The organism is Ruegeria lacuscaerulensis, assembly GCF_013031245.1.
GTDB classification, from domain to species: Bacteria; Pseudomonadota; Alphaproteobacteria; order Rhodobacterales; family Rhodobacteraceae; genus Ruegeria; species Ruegeria lacuscaerulensis_C.
In genome coordinates, this window is record NZ_WPZL01000001.1 from 171371 (window position 1) to 190433 (window position 19063).

At 57.2% G+C, this 19063-nt stretch carries 22 protein-coding genes and 3 tRNA genes; 10 read left to right on the forward strand and 15 right to left on the reverse strand.

What is annotated here, in order from left to right; genetic code table 11:
- Positions 1 to 52: 52 nt before the first annotated feature.
- Positions 53 to 1300, forward strand: coding sequence for a D-arabinono-1,4-lactone oxidase (locus tag GOX66_RS00900; protein WP_170758715.1), 1248 nt, complete (start codon positions 53 to 55; stop codon positions 1298 to 1300).
- Positions 1297 to 2415, forward strand: coding sequence for an alanine racemase (locus GOX66_RS00905; RefSeq protein WP_170758717.1), 1119 nt, complete (start codon positions 1297 to 1299; stop codon positions 2413 to 2415). The genes GOX66_RS00900 and GOX66_RS00905 overlap by 4 nt, the downstream gene beginning before the upstream one ends.
- Before the next feature lie 34 nt (positions 2416 to 2449).
- On the opposite strand, the gene GOX66_RS00910 is transcribed toward GOX66_RS00905, so the two are convergent.
- Positions 2450 to 2533, reverse strand: a tRNA-Tyr gene (locus GOX66_RS00910).
- Positions 2534 to 2649: 116 nt separating this feature from the next.
- Here GOX66_RS00910 and rlmB point away from each other — a divergent pair.
- The 4 genes from rlmB to GOX66_RS00930 all read left to right on the forward strand — a co-directional run bounded on the left by rlmB (position 2650) and on the right by GOX66_RS00930 (position 4946).
- The gene (gene rlmB, locus GOX66_RS00915; RefSeq protein ID WP_170758719.1) at positions 2650 to 3423 is read left to right on the forward strand and encodes a 23S rRNA (guanosine(2251)-2'-O)-methyltransferase RlmB; all 774 of its coding nucleotides are present in this window, start codon (positions 2650 to 2652) and stop codon (positions 3421 to 3423) included.
- A complete protein-coding gene (locus GOX66_RS26255; protein ID WP_170759276.1) occupies positions 3404 to 3718 on the forward strand; it encodes a hypothetical protein in 315 nt (104 codons plus the stop codon). The genes rlmB and GOX66_RS26255 overlap by 20 nt, the downstream gene beginning before the upstream one ends.
- A 106-nt stretch (positions 3719 to 3824) precedes the next feature.
- Entirely contained in the window at positions 3825 to 4277 is a 453-nt protein-coding gene (locus GOX66_RS00925) for a YHS domain-containing (seleno)protein (RefSeq protein ID WP_237212398.1), read from the forward strand.
- A 198-nt stretch (positions 4278 to 4475) separates the two neighbouring features.
- Positions 4476 to 4946 carry a CoA-binding protein gene (locus tag GOX66_RS00930; RefSeq protein WP_170758721.1) on the forward strand — a complete coding sequence of 157 codons (471 nt, stop codon included), beginning with the start codon at positions 4476 to 4478 and terminating at the stop codon, positions 4944 to 4946.
- A gap of 3 nt (positions 4947 to 4949) precedes the next feature.
- Here GOX66_RS00930 and GOX66_RS00935 read toward each other — a convergent pair whose 3' ends face one another.
- The 4 genes from GOX66_RS00935 to GOX66_RS00950 form a co-directional block, all read right to left on the reverse strand.
- A complete protein-coding gene (locus GOX66_RS00935; RefSeq protein WP_170758723.1) occupies positions 4950 to 5525 on the reverse strand; it encodes a hypothetical protein in 576 nt (191 codons plus the stop codon).
- A gap of 74 nt (positions 5526 to 5599) precedes the next feature.
- Entirely contained in the window at positions 5600 to 5917 is a 318-nt protein-coding gene (locus tag GOX66_RS00940; protein ID WP_170758725.1) for a phosphoribosyl-ATP diphosphatase, read from the reverse strand.
- Positions 5914 to 6675, reverse strand: coding sequence for an imidazole glycerol phosphate synthase subunit HisF (hisF, locus tag GOX66_RS00945; RefSeq protein ID WP_170758727.1), 762 nt, complete (start codon positions 6673 to 6675; stop codon positions 5914 to 5916). Before hisF ends, GOX66_RS00940 begins: the two co-directional genes overlap by 4 nt.
- A gap of 56 nt (positions 6676 to 6731) precedes the next feature.
- Complete coding sequence (locus GOX66_RS00950) at positions 6732 to 8954, reverse strand: spermidine synthase (protein ID WP_237212400.1); 2223 nt, start codon at positions 8952 to 8954, stop codon at positions 6732 to 6734.
- Between the two features lie 255 nt (positions 8955 to 9209).
- On the opposite strand from GOX66_RS00950, the gene GOX66_RS00955 reads away from it, so the two are divergent.
- Entirely contained in the window at positions 9210 to 9656 is a 447-nt protein-coding gene (locus tag GOX66_RS00955) for a DUF302 domain-containing protein (protein ID WP_237212402.1), read from the forward strand.
- A gap of 11 nt (positions 9657 to 9667) precedes the next feature.
- On the opposite strand, the gene GOX66_RS00960 is transcribed toward GOX66_RS00955, so the two are convergent.
- Positions 9668 to 10117: a DUF2867 domain-containing protein gene (locus GOX66_RS00960; protein ID WP_336508911.1), complete on the reverse strand. Its 450-nt coding sequence runs from the start codon at positions 10115 to 10117 to the stop codon at positions 9668 to 9670.
- 19 nt (positions 10118 to 10136) lie between these two features.
- A complete protein-coding gene (gene hisA, locus GOX66_RS00965) occupies positions 10137 to 10859 on the reverse strand; it encodes a 1-(5-phosphoribosyl)-5-[(5-phosphoribosylamino)methylideneamino]imidazole-4-carboxamide isomerase (RefSeq protein ID WP_170758731.1) in 723 nt (240 codons plus the stop codon).
- Between the two features lie 134 nt (positions 10860 to 10993).
- Here hisA and GOX66_RS00970 point away from each other — a divergent pair, with 134 nt between their 5' ends.
- Positions 10994 to 11395, forward strand: coding sequence for a DUF2147 domain-containing protein (locus GOX66_RS00970; RefSeq protein ID WP_170758733.1), 402 nt, complete (start codon positions 10994 to 10996; stop codon positions 11393 to 11395).
- Between the two features lie 4 nt (positions 11396 to 11399).
- On the opposite strand, the gene hisH is transcribed toward GOX66_RS00970, so the two are convergent.
- Both hisH and hisB read right to left on the reverse strand, forming a co-directional pair.
- The gene (hisH, locus tag GOX66_RS00975; protein ID WP_170758735.1) at positions 11400 to 12038 is read right to left on the reverse strand and encodes an imidazole glycerol phosphate synthase subunit HisH; all 639 of its coding nucleotides are present in this window, start codon (positions 12036 to 12038) and stop codon (positions 11400 to 11402) included.
- A complete protein-coding gene (gene hisB, locus GOX66_RS00980) occupies positions 12039 to 12626 on the reverse strand; it encodes an imidazoleglycerol-phosphate dehydratase HisB (protein WP_170758737.1) in 588 nt (195 codons plus the stop codon). It abuts the gene before it with no gap.
- A gap of 154 nt (positions 12627 to 12780) precedes the next feature.
- Between hisB and GOX66_RS00985 the strand changes: the two genes are divergently transcribed.
- Positions 12781 to 13020 (forward strand): Lrp/AsnC family transcriptional regulator, encoded by a 240-nt coding sequence (locus GOX66_RS00985; RefSeq protein WP_074735480.1) that lies wholly within the window; start codon positions 12781 to 12783, stop codon positions 13018 to 13020.
- Position 13021: 1 nt separating this feature from the next.
- On the opposite strand, the gene GOX66_RS00990 is transcribed toward GOX66_RS00985, so the two are convergent.
- The 4 genes from GOX66_RS00990 to GOX66_RS01005 form a co-directional block, all read right to left on the reverse strand.
- The gene (locus GOX66_RS00990; protein ID WP_170758739.1) at positions 13022 to 13624 is read right to left on the reverse strand and encodes a hypothetical protein; all 603 of its coding nucleotides are present in this window, start codon (positions 13622 to 13624) and stop codon (positions 13022 to 13024) included.
- A 64-nt stretch (positions 13625 to 13688) separates the two neighbouring features.
- Positions 13689 to 14555 (reverse strand): GNAT family N-acetyltransferase, encoded by an 867-nt coding sequence (locus GOX66_RS00995; RefSeq protein WP_170758741.1) that lies wholly within the window; start codon positions 14553 to 14555, stop codon positions 13689 to 13691.
- Between the two features lie 84 nt (positions 14556 to 14639).
- A tRNA-Gly gene (locus tag GOX66_RS01000) sits at positions 14640 to 14714 on the reverse strand.
- Positions 14715 to 14752: 38 nt separating this feature from the next.
- A tRNA-Gly gene (locus GOX66_RS01005) sits at positions 14753 to 14827 on the reverse strand.
- A gap of 148 nt (positions 14828 to 14975) precedes the next feature.
- Here GOX66_RS01005 and GOX66_RS01010 point away from each other — a divergent pair.
- Complete coding sequence (locus GOX66_RS01010) at positions 14976 to 15128, forward strand: hypothetical protein (RefSeq protein WP_170758743.1); 153 nt, start codon at positions 14976 to 14978, stop codon at positions 15126 to 15128.
- A 15-nt stretch (positions 15129 to 15143) separates the two neighbouring features.
- Here GOX66_RS01010 and GOX66_RS01015 read toward each other — a convergent pair whose 3' ends face one another.
- Together GOX66_RS01015 and GOX66_RS01020 are read right to left on the reverse strand one after the other, a co-directional pair.
- On the reverse strand, positions 15144 to 15527 hold the full coding sequence (locus GOX66_RS01015) for an MAPEG family protein (RefSeq protein ID WP_170758745.1): 384 nt from the start codon (positions 15525 to 15527) through the stop codon (positions 15144 to 15146).
- Between the two features lie 80 nt (positions 15528 to 15607).
- Positions 15608 to 19045, reverse strand: coding sequence for a pyruvate carboxylase (locus GOX66_RS01020; RefSeq protein ID WP_170758747.1), 3438 nt, complete (start codon positions 19043 to 19045; stop codon positions 15608 to 15610).
- Between the last annotated feature and the right edge of the window lie 18 nt (positions 19046 to 19063).

The following is a 19063-nucleotide window of genomic DNA, read 5'->3' on the forward strand; positions in this document are numbered from 1 at the left end:
ACTTGTTTCAGCCTCCATGTGCTGCAATCCTCCGACCCGGAGGAGAATGTACATGTGGACCAACTGGGCCGGAACCGAACGCGCTGACACGCCGGTCAGCCGCCCCTCGTCTATTGCCGAGCTTCAGCAGGTGGTGGCGCAACGGCATAGTCTGCGGGTCGTGGGAGCAGGCCATTCGTTCACGCCCATTGTCGCTGGCGGTGATCGGATACTCGACCTTTCCGGCCTTGATTTGCCAACCTTGGGCGAAGTTGGAAATGACCGGGCCTGGGTCAACGCCAACGCGCGACTGCGGGATTTGTCGCCAAAGCTGGCGGAGCGGGGATTGGCCTTTCGCAACCTCGGGGACATCAATGCGCAATCGCTGGCGGGGGCGGTATCGACCGCGACGCACGGCACGGGGCGCGACCTGCCTTGCCTTGCGGCGGAAATCACCGCCGCAAAGCTGATTGGAGCGGACGGTGATATTCTGTCCACGGATGATATCCCGCTTGAGATGATACAGGTTGCACTTGGGATGCTGGGTGTTCTGACCGAAGCACAAATCTCGGTGGTTCCGAAATACAACCTGCACCGCAGGGTGCGGTTGGCCGCGCTGGAAGACAGCTTGGCCAGTATGCACCAGAACTGGGCCGATAACCGGAATTTCGAGTTCTTCTGTATCCCATTCTCGGGCAAGACAGTCGAAATCCGGCACGATCTGACGGACGCGCCCGAGAGCAGGGCTCCGCGTGATCTGGATATGATTGCCGTCAAAGTTCTGAAATTGGCACGAAACACAGGCAGGGTCAGTGGAGGTTTGCGCACCGCCCTGTTAAGGCTGCTGACCCTTGCGCAGTCGGATGAAGATTACGTTGGAGAAAGCTGGCGCGTTCTGTGCAGTGATCGGCGCATACGGTTCAACGAGATGGAATACCACCTGCCTCCCGAATTTGCCGCAGACGTCCTGCATGAGGTCCTGACGCGTCTGCACCGGGATCACAAAGATATCTATTTCCCGATCGAAGTGCGCCAGACTGCAGGGGACACCGCGTGCCTTTCTCCGTTTCAGGGCGGTCCGCGTATCTCTGTTGCCATACACACGGATGCGGCTGAGGATCACCGCCGTTACTTCGACGCGCTGGAACCGTTGTTCGTCGAGGCTGGCGGGCGCCCGCACTGGGGCAAGATGCACAGCCTGTCATACAAAGAACTTTCAGGACTTTATCCGGATTTCGACCGGTTTTGTGCGTTGCGGGAGCAGTTGGACCCGAAGGGCAAGTTCCTGACACCGGCCCTTGCCAGGTTGTTTCAACCATGACTGCGTACCTGAAGACATTGTCCGAAGGGTTGCGGACCTATGGCGTGGATACACCGGTTTCAGTGGTCGATCTGGATCGGCTGGAGCAAAACTGTGTGCGGGCCATGCGCGGTTCAGATGCTAGCCTGAATCGCCGTCTGGTCGCCAAGTCTCTGCCCTGTCTGCCGCTGCTGGATCATATCCGGGGGTTGATCCCCACGTCTGGCGTGATGACCTTTTCCGAGTCGATGCTGTTGGCACTGCTGGAGGCCGAACCTGAGACGGACCACTTGATTGGCAAGCCCTTGCCCGTCAATTCGGCAGCGCGGGTATTAAAGGCCCATCCGGATGCTGCGGAACGTGTCCAATGGCTGATCGACACGCAGGAACGACTGCACGCTTACCTTACTCTTGCTGCCGAAACGCAGTCCTCGCTGCGCCTGTCGCTCGAGTTGGATGTTGGTTTGCACAGAGGTGGCTTCTATCCTGATCAAGTGGCCGATGTCGTTCAGAAAATCACACTACATCCGAAAGCGCAGCTTGCAGGTGTGATGGGGTATGAGGCGCATCTGGCCAAACTGCCAAGCATTCTGCGCCGACGTGCGAGCCATATCAGCGCGGACACCTTCATGCGCGCGGTTACTGAACTGCCAAATTCGGGGGCAGGGCTTTGCCTGAACACGGGGGGCAGCCTGACCTTTCAGTCCTATGGAGCAAACGAAGTCGCAAATGAGGTCGCTTTTGGCTCGATTCTGGTCAAGCCCGGCGATTTTGATCACGCCACAACGCAGGGCTTCCAACCTGCGGCCTTTATCGCGACACCTGTTCTTAAGACTATGCCGGGCAATTCCTTGCCGGGGTTGGATTTTCTGCCTCGCAACAAGATGGATCTTGCCATCTTTGGCGGGCATTTCCTGGCGCAGCCCATATTCCCGGATGGGTTCGGTTATTCCTCGATCTTTGGCCGTTCCAGCAATCAGGAAGTCTGGACCGGCCCAAAGTCGGCTGACGTCGCCGCCGGTGACGTCGCCTTGCTGCGGCCGACCCAGAGTGAGGCTGTGCTGAACCAGTTCGGGCTACTGTTGGCTGTCAGAGGAGGGCAGGTAATCGACGAATGGAAGTGCCTGCCGAACTAGCGGTCTGTTGCGCTTTGTCACCATCTGAGGAAGATGGTGGGCGACCCTGGAATCGAACCAGGCGTGCGTCTCCGCGAGGGAGTTACAGTCCCCTGCCACACCTTGCGGCCTGTCGCCCACTGTCAGGCGTTGCACCTGACGTGGAGGCGTGATTACTAGCGCACCAAAGGAGCGTCAACAGGAAAATTCCGCTTTGACGCAGGAAACCGAATTCCCGGCCCGGAGGCCCAAGAAATGAAGAAACCCAAGTGGGTCGTTGAAAAGGAACAGGCACGCAAAGCGGCCGCGTCCGAGACTGTATGGCTGTTCGGTATTCATGCCGTGCGCGATGCTCTGATGAACCCGGACCGGCAGAAACTGCGCCTGATCGTAACGCGAAACGCGCGTGACAAACTGGCTGAGGCCATTGAATTTGCAGGGGTTGAGGCTGAAATGGTCGATCCACGCAAATTCACCGCGCCGATTGACCCGGGCTCTGTCCATCAGGGCGCAGCGCTTGAGGTCAAACCGCTGGATTGGGGTAGGCTGGCCGAGAACTGTATCGGGCGCGAACATCCCCGCGTGATTCTGCTGGATCGGGTGACAGACCCGCATAATGTCGGGGCGATTCTTCGTTCGGCCGAAGTGCTGGGCGCCAGCGCCGTAATTGGCACACGCTATCACTCGGCCCCCGAAACGGGGGCTCTGGCCAAAACGGCAAGCGGTGCGCTGGAACGTCAGCCCTATCTACGGGTGCGCAATCTGGCGGATGCGATCACCGAACTGCAGGGCATGGGGTTTCTGGTTCTGGGGCTGGATGGTGAGGCCGACGACACCATCGAAACCACGTTGGCAGGCAAGCTGGATCGTCCAGTCGCATTGGTGTTGGGGGCCGAGGGGCCCGGTCTGCGTCAGAAAACCAAGGAAACTGTCGATCAATTGGTGAAAATTGACGCGGCGGGTGGGTTTGGGTCGCTGAACGTCTCAAATGCTGCCGCAATTGCCTTATATGCATCAAGGCACAGATAGACAGGAGAGACCCATTTCCAGCTCGCCCAAAATCGCCACCTGCTGTTATTGCGGAACCCGCGCTGCTCTGGTCCTGAGAGGCCAGCAACGTCATGAGTTGAGCTGTTCAAGCTGTGGGGCACCGTTGCATGACCTCAAGATGGTCCCTAAGCGCAAGGTAATTGAGACCAAAGCAAAGAAGGGAACTTTGAAAAACGCTCCTTCTTATAAGAAAAAGAAGCAAAAAAAGAAAAAAGGCGTCTTCGCACGTGTAATGGATGAGGCGTGGGATGTGATAGAAGACATCTTTGATTGACGTTGTACGCAGGCGACACAGGCGATCACAACTGCGTTAAACAGGGTTTCACTGGGCCACAAAAATTGCATTTTGATACCCTGATAACTTAAACCTGAACTCTGTGATGCTGACTCGACGATTTCTTCTTGGTACCCTGACCGCCGCTCTGTTCGCGCCCGTTGCGCAAGCCCAGGACATACCCATGTTTTACGTGACGGACGGTGCTGCAATGGCAGGGTACGATGCGGTTTCTTACTTCAATGACGGTGTGCCGGTTCGGGGTCAGCCAGAATACGCGGTCGTCTGGAAAGGGGCCGAATGGCATTTCGCCTCGGCTGAGAATCGCGAAGCCTTCGAGCGTGATCCGCGTGCCTTTGCGCCGCAGTTCGGTGGGTATTGTGCCTATGCCATGGCGCTGGGAGAATTGAGCAGCACAGACCCGACGCTCTGGGATGTTGTGGATGGTCGTTTGTATCTGACGCACTCTCCCCAGATCGATGCGATGTGGCATGAAGATCAGGCCGAGTATATTCGGATGGCCGAAAAAAACTGGCCCGTCGTTTTGTACGAGAAATAGGCATCTTGCCGCTTTTCGTGACCTGTCATCACAAAAATGCGCGCCCCCTCTTTTTTTCTCAAGACTCATGCTTAAATGTCACAGTGACCGCGGAACGGAACTGCCGCGGGTCATTTCACTGTCCCTCGTTCCAACAACTGGCGCTCAGGTTCGACCTGAGCGCTTTTTTCTTTTGAGCGCACGGCATAGGGTGTGCCCATGGCTGACTATCCCGATGAATTCCTGAAAGAGATCCTACAGCGCACCAAGGTCGTCGCCGTGGTGGGCGTATCGATGAATCCGGTACGCCCCAGTTACTACGTGGCGCGATATTTGTCGCTCAAGGGCTACAAGGTCATTCCGGTCAATCCGGGCCATGCCGGGAAAGAACTGTTTGGCCAGGTTGTGCGAGGGTCATTGAATGAGATCGATGAACCTGTTGATATGGTGGATATTTTCCGGCGCTCAGAAGCCGTGCCGCCGATTGTTGATGAAGCGCTGGCAGCGTTTTCAAAGCTGCGCACGATCTGGATGCAAATCGGTGTCGAACACACGACCGCTGCTGCCAAAGCGCAGGCGCATGGGGTGGATGTGGTCATGAACCACTGCCCCAAGATCGAATATCAACGGTTGTTTGGAGAGTTGCGCATGGGTGGGTTTGCGACAGGAGTGATATCGTCCAAGCTTTGACAGTCACATGCCGGGCAAGGGTTTCAGCCGGGCAACCTGCTCCAGACGCCGCTTTTCCAGAACAACATCACGCGGCACCCATTTGTATTTTGTGTCCTCCACCAATGGGGACCAAAATAATACTCCACCATAGCGCCACGGGTCCAGAACCACCCCATCATACATCGTCTCGCCTTTGCGGCTGATGATTGCAGTGCTGTGGTCGATTCGGAGAGGGTTGTCCGCGTTAGCGATGGCGCGGTGCATTTCCAGCGTTTGGAAATTCTCTTGTTTCAACCTGCGCTCGATGTCCTCGGCCCAGTGCCAGCACAGGCCGCGCGGCCGCAGGCCCTTGTTGACCTTGGCGTTGTGGATCAGCGGCGGGTCGGTGATTTCGTAATCCTGCACCAATTGTGCCGTATAAGAATAGGCGATGCGGGCCGCGCGGTCAGCCTCTTCGGGGTCAATATCCGAACCAAGACTGCGGATTTCACTCGCCAGTCGCTGAACCTCGTCTCCGGTGGACTTGGGCGGGGCAGAACAGGCCCCAAGCGTCACAACGGCAAGCAAGGCCATCACATAGGCCAGAGCTTTGGTCATTCTCGCGTCCCTCAGTCTACCTCGTTTCGGTCCCTGACTATACAGGGCAGGGGGATAGGGTAAAACCCGTCCTCTTAACCTTTAGGACGTGCAGCTTTTTCCGCGATGCCGCTGGTACCCTGACGCTTTGCCAGCTCAGCCAGCACATCATCCAGCGCCACATTCCGTGCGGCCAGCATGACAAGCAGGTGATACAGCACATCCGCTGCCTCGGACGTCAATTTAGCCTGATCGCCCTTGACCGCTTCGATGATGGCTTCGACGGCTTCTTCGCCGAACTTCTCGGCGCATTTCTCGGGGCCTTTGGCCAGCAGCTTCGCGGTCCAACTGGAGTCGGGATCGGCCGATTTTCGGGCTTCGATCGTTGCCGCCAGATCGTGCAGAATGCTCATGTCAACCTCATAGGGATGCCTGCGGCAGTCATGTGTTCCTTGGCCTCGCGTATGGTGTATTCGCCGAAATGGAAGATCGAGGCTGCCAGAACCGCGCTTGCCCCACCTTCGGTCACGCCTTCGACCAAGTGATCCAGGTTGCCGACGCCACCCGAGGCAATTACCGGCACGTTCACAGCATCCGAAATCGCACGGGTCAGAGGCAGGTTGAACCCGGCCTTAGTGCCGTCGCGGTCCATTGAGGTCAGCAAGATTTCCCCCGCGCCGCTGGCCACGACGGTTTTGGCGAATTCAACTGCGTCGATGCCAGTGGACTTGCGGCCACCATGAGTGAAGATCTCCCACTTACCGGGGCTCACGGTTTTGGCGTCAATGGCGCAGACGATGCATTGGCTCCCGAACTGGTCCGCAGCTTCGGCTACCACATCCGGATTGGCTACAGCCGCCGAGTTGAAGCTGACCTTGTCTGCTCCTGCAAGCAGCAAGGCACGCACGTCATCCTTGGTGCGCACACCGCCGCCCACTGTCAAAGGCACAAAGCACTGCTCGGCCGTGCGCTGAACAACGTCAAACATAGTGCCCCGGTTTTCATGAGTCGCGTGGATGTCCAGAAAACAGATCTCATCCGCGCCGGCGGCATCATAGGCCTTGGCGGATTCCACCGGATCACCTGCGTCACGCAGGCCGACGAAATTGACACCTTTGACCACACGGCCATCAGCAACGTCCAGACAGGGGATTATGCGGGTTTTGAGCATGGGGCATCCTTTGTTGATGCACCTCTACCGACAAAGCCTTTCGGTTTCCAGACTGGTTAGTGGGTTTCGGCCTTCAACCATTTCAGCGCCGATAAAAGGTTGGCTTTGTCATCTGTCCACGGGGCTGCATGATCTGATGCCAATGGCTGCCAATTACCTTGTCCCACAAAGCTGTCAATTCTCGACCGTTCCGGGCTCATGATTACAACCTTTGACGAAAATGCGCCGGTTTTGGCCTCTTTCGGGTCAACTTCATGATCCTGCGACGCGCTGTGCAGGCCCAGGCTTTCCGCAATTCTCGCCAAGGGACCGGTCAGATCATAGTACCTGTTCGAAATGTGAAAAACCAAAACTCCGTCAGAAGATAACCGGTCAGTGTACATCTGTACTGCCTCTCTGGTTATCAGGTGCAGAGGAATGGCATCGGAGCTATAGGCGTCAAGCACGAGAATATCGAATTTGAAGTCATTCTGAGCCAGCACAATTCTGGCGTCGCCTAAATACGTCTGAGACCGAGGGGCACAGTCAGTCAGATAAGTAAATAAGGATGAATCCCGCGCGATGCTCTCGACCATGGCGTCAATTTCGAAAAATGCCCATGTTTGAGACGGCCTTTTATAGCAAGCCAATGCGCCTACGCCTAAACCGACGATTCCGATTTGATCTGATTGAATACCAAACTCTGACGTGATGACCTGCGCCATGGGGCCGCCTGGGTGATAGTAAGACAGTGGTGTCGGCCCTTCGCCGAAATCGTCTTCACGCTGCAAGCCGTGCGTCGTGGTACCATTGTTGTAAACGCGCAAACCGTCATTGGAGCTAACTTGGTGCGTGCCGAAAAAACTGCGATCCAGAAATAGAGCGTTGCCCGGCGAATGGAGCGAAGGAAGCATGATTATCGTCATCACAAGTGCGATGCGCAGCGCACTGTTGCGAAACAGTATTAAAATGGTCGCCAATGTCAGAAATGCAAATAGCGCACGCATTACACCATGCCCTAAAATGCTCGGGTTTCCGATCATCCCAAGCGCGACAAGAAACGCTATGCCGACAACAAGCCCCATCGTGATGTGACGTGGAGAGAATGACCAAGGCTGAATTAAGAACAAACCCGCAGCTAAAATCAGGGTGAGCTGGGCCTCGATTTCTTGAGAGAAGGCGGCCGGCGCAATTATCGAATTGAACAAACCACCCAGAGCGCCGCCAACAGAAAGGGCGATATAAAAAACAGTCAGGTGTTCAGCAGGCGGACGAAGTTCGAAAAGTAGCCGGTGCGCATAAAGAGCAACAACAAATAGCACTGGTATACACGCCAAGAGTACAATCGGGGCGTATCCCAAATGTACAACGTCGGAAAGTAAAATGAACCCCAACGCAAGCGCCAGAAGCGTGGGCATTTTCAAGCCGGCAGTTGTTAGCTGCTTCCATTTGGCAAACGCGACGATAAACGACAGAATATATATCGCCAGGGGAACCACCCAGATCAGGGGGATCGACCCGAGATCAGTGCTGATTTTCGTCGTGATCGACAGCATGAGTGAGGAGGGGACAAAGGCTACGCCCACCCAAGTAGCGACTTGTATTTTGCTCAGCCTGAGCGATGTTGCTTTAATTTCCGGGGAAATCCGATACGGCTGGGGCCCCCGGATGGCAATTATGCCGCTGACAATCAGAAGAACACCAAAAACGACAAAGCCGACATACCAGATGTTGCTGATCTCCTGAGCACCCAACAGGGGATCGGCCAGCAATGGAAATGCGAGTAGCGCCAGCAGAGATCCTACATTGCTGGCGCTGTAGAGAAAATAGGGGTCATCGGCGGACGGACCTCCGGACCGTGAATACCACGCCTGAAGCAATGGTGCGTTTGCGGACAGAACGGCAAAGGGCAGACCCACTCCCAGAGCAAACAGTTCCAGTGTTTGAAGCGCCGTAGAGCGTGAGGCATCGTAACTCCAGCTTTCGCTGGTTGATAAGGGCAGGAATGTCAGCGCCGCGAGCCAAAACAGGGTGTGTGTCATTAGCTGCAAGCGTAAGGGTAACCACTTGGTCAAAAGATGCGCATAAAGGTATCCGACAATCAAAACGACCTGAAAAAACAACATCGCAGTTGTCCACACGGCTGGCGCGCCGCCAATTTTGGGCAAAACCAGTTTGGCGTATAAGGGTTGGACAAAGAAAAGCAGGCTAGCGCTAACAAAAATCGTAAAGCAAAAGGTTACGATGGTCGCGGTGCGCATCCAGGTTTTGTCTGCATACCCGGTGCTTAAAGTGCTCATATTGGACGTCCTTGCCTGCACTGTCAGGAGTACCAACTAAACTTCAAATGCGACTAATTTGGGGATATTCTGCATCAAATGTTCACCTTTTTCTTGGTTTTTTTCGCAAAACGCACATCAAAGTGGCTTGCGACACAATTCAGGGAAAGTCCCTTTAGTGCGCAAACGGCAAAGCCTCGCTGATGCCAGAGATGTGATTGCCGGAACGCAAAAAGTTGTGTCAATTGAAGTGAAATTCACAAAAGGAATTACGATATGCGCAAACTGATGCTGGCAACAATTCTGACGTTTGGAGGGGCATTGTCCGCAATGGCTGACGACATCATCAAGGTCAACACGGATAAATCCGTTCAAGATGCAATGGACGCGCTTGAGGCAGCGGTGGGCAATGCGGGCGCAACTGTTTTCGCGCGAGTCGATCACGCGGCAGGTGCCGAGAAAGTCGGCATGACCATCCCGGCCAATCAGGTGCTGATCTTTGGCAACCCTGCTCTGGGAACACCGGCCATGCAGATTGATCCGCGTGCGGGCTTGTTCCTGCCGTTGAAAGTGCAGGTCTATGAAGATGCCGACGGTCTGGCCTGGTTGGCGTATGAAGACCCAAAAGAGACGATGGACGAGTTCGACGACGTCGAGAAATCTCCGGTTATCGAGAAGATGCGGGGCGCGCTGGCCAAGTTGACCGCAGCGGCTGCGGGCTAAGCCTGTCGGGATCAAGCGCTTGCGTGGCTGACCCGCGCGAGCGCGTTTCGGGCGATCAGAATGTGAAACGGCAGGATCGCGGCTAGATACAAACGACCGCCCAGATTGTGGCGATGAACCCACGTGGCCAGCGATACCCGGCCGCCCTCGGAAAGAACGGAAACCCGAAAATCAAGGTGGCGGTCGTTGAAACCCGCGATCAACTCGATTTCATCATCATGTTCGACAGGGAAAATTCCCACCATATCGTCGGCATCAGGCCCCGTCTTGCTGAGCCCGAAAGGGGCCACCAAAAAACCACGCAACCGAACCAGAACCATTGCCCATGCTGGAAAATCGGTGATGATCTCGGCTGCACGGCGTGGGGAGAGGTTTGACGCGACGCTGAAACAATCCAGAAAATCACCTTCTTTAAGCCGCGAGCGCAGCAGACTCTTGGCGGGAAGTTTGGATCGTTTCACGCGTGTATCGAGCAACAGGTCACTCTCTGAGCGCTGTCAGAGCCTCCTTCAGATCAATCGCCCCATCATAGAGCGCGCGGCCGGAAATCGCTCCGTTCAAATCTGCGCCACAATCGCGCAGCGCAAGAAGGTCAGCGATCGACGACACGCCGCCCGAAGCGATAACAGGTATGGAAACCGCGTCGGCCAGCGCAGCGGTGGCCTCGATATTCGGGCCCTGCATGGCGCCGTCTCGGTTGATGTCGGTGTAGATGATGGCGGCGACGCCTGCGTCCTCGAAGCTGCGGGCCAGATCGGTGACCTGAACGTCGGTTTCTTCTGCCCAGCCTTTGGTGGCCACCATGCCGTTGCGGGCGTCGATACCCACGGCGACCTTGCCCGGGAACTCGCGCGCTGCTTGGCGCACCAGATCGGGGTTTTCCACTGCCACGGTGCCCAGAATGACACGCGCCAGACCTTTGTCGAGCCACGTTTCGATCGTCGCCATGTCGCGGATGCCGCCACCCAGTTGGGCGGGCACTTCGCAAGCTTTGAGAATCGCCTCGACCGGCGCGGCGTTTACCGGCTCGCCCGCAAAAGCGCCGTTGAGGTCCACCAGGTGCAGCCATTCGCACCCTGCGTCCACAAAGGCGCATGCCTGGGCGGCCGGATCGTCGTTGAACACGGTCGCCTTGTCCATTTCTCCGCGCAGCAGGCGTACGGCCTGGCCGTCTTTGAGGTCGATGGCGGGGTAGAGGATCATGTCTGGCGGCCCTATATCAATGTTGTCCGAGCGGGATATCGCACAAGCGGGACAGGGGATGCAACGCGACGCAAAGTCATTCTTGCCCGAAGGCATCCACCGGGTCAGACTGACCTCAAAACAGGGAGTTGATTATGAAGAAATTTGCACTTGCGGCAGGGATGGCGTTGCTCGCGACAGGCGCGCTAGCGGATGATCCTGTCGATGGCCTTTGGAAGACGCAACCGGGCGATACCGGTGGATACCTTCACGTCACGATTTCGGAATGTGGGAGTGCGATTTGCGGTACAATCGACACTGCGTTTGACGCCAATGGCGACGAACAGCTGGATTATGAGAACCTCGGCAAGCAGATCATCTGGGACATGATCCCCGAAGGTAACGGCAATTATGACGACGGCAAGATCTGGGCACCGGACCGGGACAAGACCTACAGCTCGAAAATGTCGCTGGACGGCCAGAACAAGCTGACTGTCAAAGGTTGCGCCGTTGGTGGTCTTGTCTGTCGCGGGCAGACCTGGACGCGCGTTCAGTAAACTCTTACGGAGCCCAGGTCAGAAAGTTGCCGATCATACGCAAGCCCACATCCTGACTTTTCTCAGGGTGAAACTGCATCCCAAGCATCGTGTCACGGCCAATCACGGCCGTGACTTCCTGCCCATAGTCCACATAAGCCAGACGCTGTGCCGGGTCACTGACGCGGAAATGGTATGAGTGCACAAAATAGGCGTGATCGCCGGATGTGACCCCCTCAAAAACAGGGTGATCGCTGGCCAGAACCAGATCATTCCAGCCCATATGCGGTACCTTCAGAGCATTGTCTGACGGTTCAATCCGCACTACATCGCCTGCGACCCAGTTCAGACCTTCAGTCTCGGCGTATTCGTGGCCTTTCGAGGCCATAAGTTGCATACCCACACAGATCCCCAGAAACGGGCGGCCCTTCTGTTCGACCGCCTCGACCATCGCGTCATAGATGCCTTTGTGGCCGCGCAACTCGGCTGCGCAGGCCGGGAAGGCGCCGTCACCCGGCAGAACCAGCCTGTCCGCGCGTGCCACAACGTCCGCATCCGAAGTCACGACAACTTCACCCGCGCCTAACTCGCGCGCCATGCGCTGAAACGCCTTTTCTGCCGAGTGCAGGTTGCCGCTTTCGTAATCGATGATCGCGGTCAGCATTTACAGCGCACCTTTCGTGGACGGAATCGCATCTGCCTTGCGCGGGTCGGTTTCCACCGCCAGCCGCAGGGCGCGGGCGACAGCCTTGAAGGCAGCCTCGGCAATGTGGTGGCTGTTGAAGCCGTGCAACCGGTCGATATGCAACGTGATGCCGCCGTGAGTGCTGAGTGCCTGAAAGAACTCGCGTACCAGTTCGGTATCGAATGTGCCGATCTTGGCTGTCGGCAAGTCCACGTTCCAGATCAGGAAAGGGCGCGCGGACAGGTCCAGCGCACAGCGTACTTGGGCGTCGTCCATGGGCAGGTTGCACTCGCCATAGCGGCGGATACCTTTCTTGTCGCCCAGTGCCTGCGTCAGCGCCTGACCCAGCGCGATGCCGGTATCCTCGACCGTGTGGTGGTCGTCGATGTGATAATCACCCTTGGCACGGATCGTCATGTCGATCAGCGAATGGCGCGCCAACTGATCCAGCATGTGGTCAAAGAACCCGACACCTGTCTGGTTGTCATACCGGCCGGTGCCGTCCAGATTGACCTCGACCGAGATTTTTGTCTCGGCGGTTTGGCGGCTGATCTTTGCGCTGCGCATGGGCGAATTCCTTTTGCTACAGGCGCGCTTATAGACGTGGATGGCCTGCCTTATCCAGAGCGTGCGTGGCATTGACGGCAAACTGTTGCAGGGGATTGCACCCGGTGGCGCGCCATGCCAGCCTGCGAGCAACTCAACCAATAAGGCCTGGCCCATGTCCACCTGCGTTTTCATTCAAATCCGCTGTAAACCCGGCACCACCTATAAGGTTGCCGAAGAGATCGCGCTGCGCGAAATCCACTCGGAACTCTATTCTACCAGCGGCGAATACGATCTGCTGCTGAAACTCTACATCCCCGAGACAGACGATGTGGGTCACTTCATCAACGAAAACCTGCTGGTGATTCCAAATATTGAGCGGTCTCTGACAACGATGACCTTCAAGGCGTTCTGAATCAGATTGCGGTTTCTGTCAAAGAACTCTGCGGGGCGTGGCAGGCCAGTATTGCGGCGTCGCGCGATTGTCGGTCCTTCACGCCTGCGCGCAGCAATTGTTGCAGCCCGAACAGCAGCATAAGCGGAATGGCAAGAGTTATCAGATTGTTGCCTCCTGCAATCAGAGACCAGAAAACCCCGATCGCGCACACGCCCAGCAAAGCGGCAGAGTGCATTCGCATCTGTTTAGCGCTGTTCGCGGCATAAGTCAGAAAACCGTTCCGTGTGGTCAGCGTCAGCAGAAGGCCAGTTACAAACACGCTGCCCAGAACAAGGGAATCAATATTTCCAATCAGCGTGTTTGCAGTGCTGCGATGGCCTGAGAAAAACAGAATCTCAATCAGGGGTGTTATTGCGACCATGAACAGGTTGATGCCCAATAAGATCGGATGCGGGAGCACGAGCTTTTTGACATAGGAAATGCAAACAGCCGCCGCCAGGATGGTCCCGACCCATCCGGTCAGTCGCAAATCATCGGTTGCCCGGGACAGCACCAGAAAACCAACACCCGGTAGGTTTTCAAACATGTCGAGCAGCAGCCGTCTTTGTTGATCGCCAATCATTGGATGAACTTCCCGTATTTTTTCCAAAGGCTTTTGATGTGAACCCGTACCTTGAACAAGTGCGTTAGCCCAGTTCAAACGTCGTAACACCGAAAACGCGGTTCAGGTCGATATCCGGCTCGTGATCAGAGTACATGCGCGCCGTCTCGAACACTTTCTCCAGCCCAAGCTGCGCCGCCAGCGCAAAGGCGGCCGCGTTGGGTTGCGGCATGTCGATAAACACCTGTTGGTCGCGATGGTGTTCAGGAACGGCTGCCAACAGGCTGGCCAGCAAGGCTTGCGCGATCTTCACATCATCCGCAAACAGAGGTCCGACCTTGTACCCCGTCAGGCATGGGCGCAACGTGGCGTAGCCTTTAATCTGACCGTTCTCGGAATACATCCGCGAGATATGACTGGGCGCGCTGAGCCAGCTTTGCAGGAATGCGTCGCGGGGGGCTGGAAACAGCTTGCGATCGTACAGTCTGAGCGCGTTAGCGGCGTCGCTTAGCTCTGTAACGCCATTGCCCAGAACCTGCCCGAGTTTTGGCAGAATGTCCTGAACCTTCGCGCTGAACCTGCAGTTGGTATACGCGAGGGTAAAGCCGGATTTTGCATAGTTTTCCTGTTGCTCGATCACGCCATCCAAACCGATATTGCGACCCTGGCCATACGCCAGTGCGCTGCGCCAGATCTCGATCCCACGACCTGCGCGGCGGAACTCGGGATGCACGATATAGAACCCTAAAAAGGAAAACCTGTCGTCGTAATTCACGGTTGACACGGACGCGATCATTTCGTCACCCAAAAATCCGCCGAGGAAGCCACCGGGGTCGGTTGCGTGGAAACATGCGGCATCATGCACGCCCGGGTTCCACCCTTCTTGCCCCGCCCAATCCACGACTTTCTGCACTTCGGTCGCGGTCAAGGGGCGAATGGAATAATCCAACATGAGTAAGGTCCAAAAAAATGTAACGCCACCAGAATGGCGCAACATGCGCTAAAGAACCAGCAATGATTAGGAAACAATCGTATCTGGAGCGGGCGAGGCGATTCGAACGCCCGACCCTAACCTTGGCAAGGTTATGCTCTACCCCTGAGCTACGCCCGCATCAGATACACATATATTTTGGTCCTGAGACCTCTCAATGGAGCGGGCGAGGCGATTCGAACGCCCGACCCTAACCTTGGCAAGGTTATGCTCTACCCCTGAGCTACGCCCGCGCCGTTGAGTGAGGAGGGATGTATAAATTCCCACGCGGCGCTGCAAGCGGAAAAACACAAAAAAGCGGAAAAATCTTTCGACGGAAATCCGGGATCGGCGCGTTGAACACGTAGAGCATTACAAAACAAGAGGGATCGAGAAGAAGAAATGACACGGATTGCAGATTTGAAGATGGCTTTGCTGGCGGTGCTAATCGTGCTGACATCGGCACTTTGTTTGCCGGAGAAGGAAAGGCTGAGTGAGGTTGAGCCTGTCTTCAGGGATGCACCGCAAGTCGAAACGCGGGTACTGGCTGGGTAAACTCTGCCTGATGGATCAGAGCGCAAGCCTAAGATTTACGAATGCGGCCATTAGAATGGCTCCAAAGGTTAGCACCATGCCGATCTGGCGCAGAATCACGATCTGCGGGCTGCGTCCGAAACCGTAAGCGTGCAACAGCCGTCCGCTCAGTAAAGTCAGACCCAAAAGGTTCAGCAACAGGCCGCCCGCGCCCTGTAGTTCGACCATAGCGATCAGCAGCAGAGCAAAGGGCGTGTATTCGATAAAGTTGGAATGCGTCCGCATCACCTTGAGCATCGTCGAGTTTCCACCGTCGCCGTAGGAAATTTTGTCGCTGCGCCGCTGACTGATGACCCTGACGCTGAGCGCGAAGAACAGGATTGCCAGCAATGCGGCATAGACTGGTGTGACAGACAGCATGGGCCTTTATCCTCCTCGGGCCAAGAAAAAGGCCGCCCGGTTCCCCGAGCGGCCCCTGTTAGCCCAGAAAGCTAAACTGGTTATTCCAGTTCGACCAGCAGGTCCTTTGCGTCAATTTGGCCGCCGGGCTGGACGTGAACAGCCTTGACCACTGCGTCCCGCTCCGCGTGAATGCCGGTTTCCATCTTCATCGCCTCTATGGTCAGCAGCAGGTCGCCTTCCTTGACCTCCTGGCCAGCGGTGGCTGCGACGGTTGCCACAACGCCAGGCATCGGCGCGCCGATATGGTTGGCGTTGCCTGCCTCAGCCTTGGGCCGGGCCTGAGTGGTCGAGGTCACCAGACGGTTCGGCACCCGGATCACGCGCGGCTGACCGTTCAGTTCAAAGAACACTTTGACCTCGCCTTTCTCATCGGTCTCGCTAACGGCCTGACAGCGGATTTCAAGTGTCTTACCCGGATCGATTTCGGCGGTGATCTCTTCACCCGGCTCCATACCGTAGAAGAAGGTGCGGGTCGGCAGGGTGCGGACCGGTCCGTAGACGCGGTGACGACCCATGTAATCCAGGAACACCTTGGGGTACATCAGGTAGCCGTTCAGGTCCTCGTCATCGACCTCTTTGCCTTCCAGTTGTTTGGACAGCTCGGCGCGGGTGGCCTCCAGATCAACCGCAGGCACATCCTTGCCGGGGCGGTCTGTATTCGGGGCCTCGTCCTTCAACACCTTCTTGATGATGGTATCGGGGAACCCGCCCGGAGGCTGGCCCAGATTGCCACGCATCATATCCACGACTGAGTCGGGGAAGGCCACATCCGTATTCGGGTCCTCGACCTGCTCGCGGGTCATATTCTGGCTGACCATCATCAGCGCCATGTCACCGACAACCTTGGATGACGGCGTCACCTTCACGATGTCGCCGAACATCTGGTTCACGTCGGCATACATCTGTGCGACCTCGTGCCAGCGTTCCTCCAGCCCCAGAGAGCGCGCCTGCGCCTTGAGGTTGGTGAACTGACCGCCCGGCATTTCGTGCAGATAAACCTCGGACGCGGGAGCTTGCAGGCTGGATTCGAAGGCCGCGTATTGGCCGCGGACCGCCTCGAAATAGTCGCTGATCTCACGGATCGCCTTGATGTCCAGCCCGGTGTCACGCTCGGTGTGGCGCAGTGCTTCAACCACGGTACCCAGCGTCGCCTGCGAAGTGTTGCCTGAGAAGCTGTCCATCGCGCAGTCCACCGCATCCACGCCGGCCTCGGAGGCGGCAAGAATGGTGGCGCTGGCGATACCGGCGGTGTCGTGGGTGTGGAAGTGGATCGGCAACCCAACCTCTTCTTTCAGTGCGCGGATTAGGATGCGCGCCGAGGCTGGTTTCAGCAGACCGGCCATGTCCTTCAGGCCCAGCACATGCGCGCCTGCGTCGCGCAGTTCCTTGGCCATGCCGACATAGTATTTCAGGTCATACTTGGCGCGATCCGGATCGAGGATATCCCCGGTATAGCAAACGGTGCCTTCACAAATCTTGCCGTTCTCGACGACTGCGTCCATCGCCACGCGCATGTTCTCGACCCAGTTCAGCGAGTCAAAGACGCGGAACACGTCGATATTCCCGGACGCCTGACGGACGAACTCCTGCACCACATTGTCCGGGTAGTTTGTGTAGCCAACCCCGTTCGCGCCGCGCAGCAGCATCTGGGTCATCAGGTTCGGCATCGCCTCGCGCAGGTCGCGCAGACGCTGCCACGGGCATTCCTGCAGGAAGCGGTATGCCACGTCAAATGTCGCACCGCCCCAGCATTCGACCGAGAACAGTTGCGGCAGGTTGGCGGCATAGGTCGGTGCCACCTTGATCATGTCGATCGAGCGCATCCGGGTTGCCAGCAGCGACTGGTGCCCGTCGCGCATGGTGGTGTCGGTGATCAGAAGCTGGCGCTGCGCTTTCATCCAGTCGGCAACGGCTTGCGGGCCTTTCTGCTCCAGCAGGTTGCGAGTGCCCATCTGAGGCTCGGCCTTGGACGCGGGGGCTTTGGCCTCTTTCAGGTCTGCGCGCGGTTCAGGGCGGTCCTTGGTCTCGGGATGACCGTTCACGGTGATATCCGCGATGTAGGTCAGAACCTTGGTGCCGCGGTCACGGCGGCGCTTGAAAGTGAACAGGTCTGGCGTCGTGTCGATGAACTTGGTGGTGTATTCGTTCGACAGGAAGGTCGGATGCTTCAGCAGGTTGATGACAAAGTCGATATTGGTGCTGACGCCGCGAATACGGAATTCACGCAGGGCGCGGTCCATCCGCGCAATCGCAGCCTCGGGCGTCGGCGCCTTGGCGGTCACCTTGGTCAGCAGCGAGTCATAATACCGCGTGATTACCCCGCCCGCATAGGCCGTTCCACCGTCCAGACGGATGCCCATGCCGGTGGCCGAACGATAGGCGGTGATACGGCCATAGTCGGGGATGAAGTTGTTTTGCGGGTCCTCAGTAGTGATCCGGGTTTGCAGCGCGTGGCCGGTCAGGTGCACGTCTGCCTGGCCGGCGGCACCCGTGGCCTCGGCCAGGGTCTTGCCCTCGGCGATCAGGATCTGGGCTTGAACGATGTCGATGCCGGTGACTTCCTCGGTGACGGTGTGCTCCACTTGTACGCGGGGGTTCACCTCGATGAAGTAGAACTTGCCGGTTTCCATATCCATCAGGAATTCAACGGTGCCTGCGCATTCATAGTTCACATGGGCACAGATCTTGCGGCCCAACTCACAAATCTCGGCGCGCTGTTCGTCGCTCAGATACGGGGCAGGGGCGCGTTCGACGACTTTCTGGTTCCGGCGCTGGACCGAGCAGTCGCGTTCGTACAGGTGGTAAATTTCACCGTGCTTGTCGCCGAGGATCTGCACCTCGACGTGGCGGGCGCGGGTGATCATCTTTTCCAGATAACCCTCGCCGTTGCCGAATGCGGCCTCGGCCTCGCGACGGCCTTCCAGTACCTTTTCTTCCAATTCATCTTCGGACTCGATCGGGCGCATTCCGCGACCGCCGCCACCCCAGGATGCCTTGAGCATCAACGGATAGCCGATCTCGGCGGCCTCCTTGCGGATCGCGTCCATGTCATCGCCCAGAACTTCGGTCGCCGGGATCACCGGAACTCCGGCCTCGATGGCGACGCGCCGCGCACTGGCCTTGTCGCCGAGGGCCCGCATGGTTTCGGCCTTGGGGCCGATGAATGTGATACCGTTTTGAACACAGGCATCCACGAAATCGGGGTTCTCGGACAACAGGCCGTATCCAGGGTGGATGGCGTCCGCGCCGCAGTCCTTGGCCACGCGAATGATCTCGTCGATCGAAAGGTAAGCCGCGACCGGCCCCATCCCCTCGCCAATGCGATATGCCTCATCCGCTTTAAAGCGATGCAGGCCCAGCTTGTCTTCTTCGGCAAAGACGGCAACGGTGCGTTTGCCCATCTCGTTGGCTGCGCGCATCACGCGAATGGCAATCTCGCCGCGATTGGCGATCAGGATCTTGTTGAAGTCGGTCATAGCTGGTCCCGGGCTTAT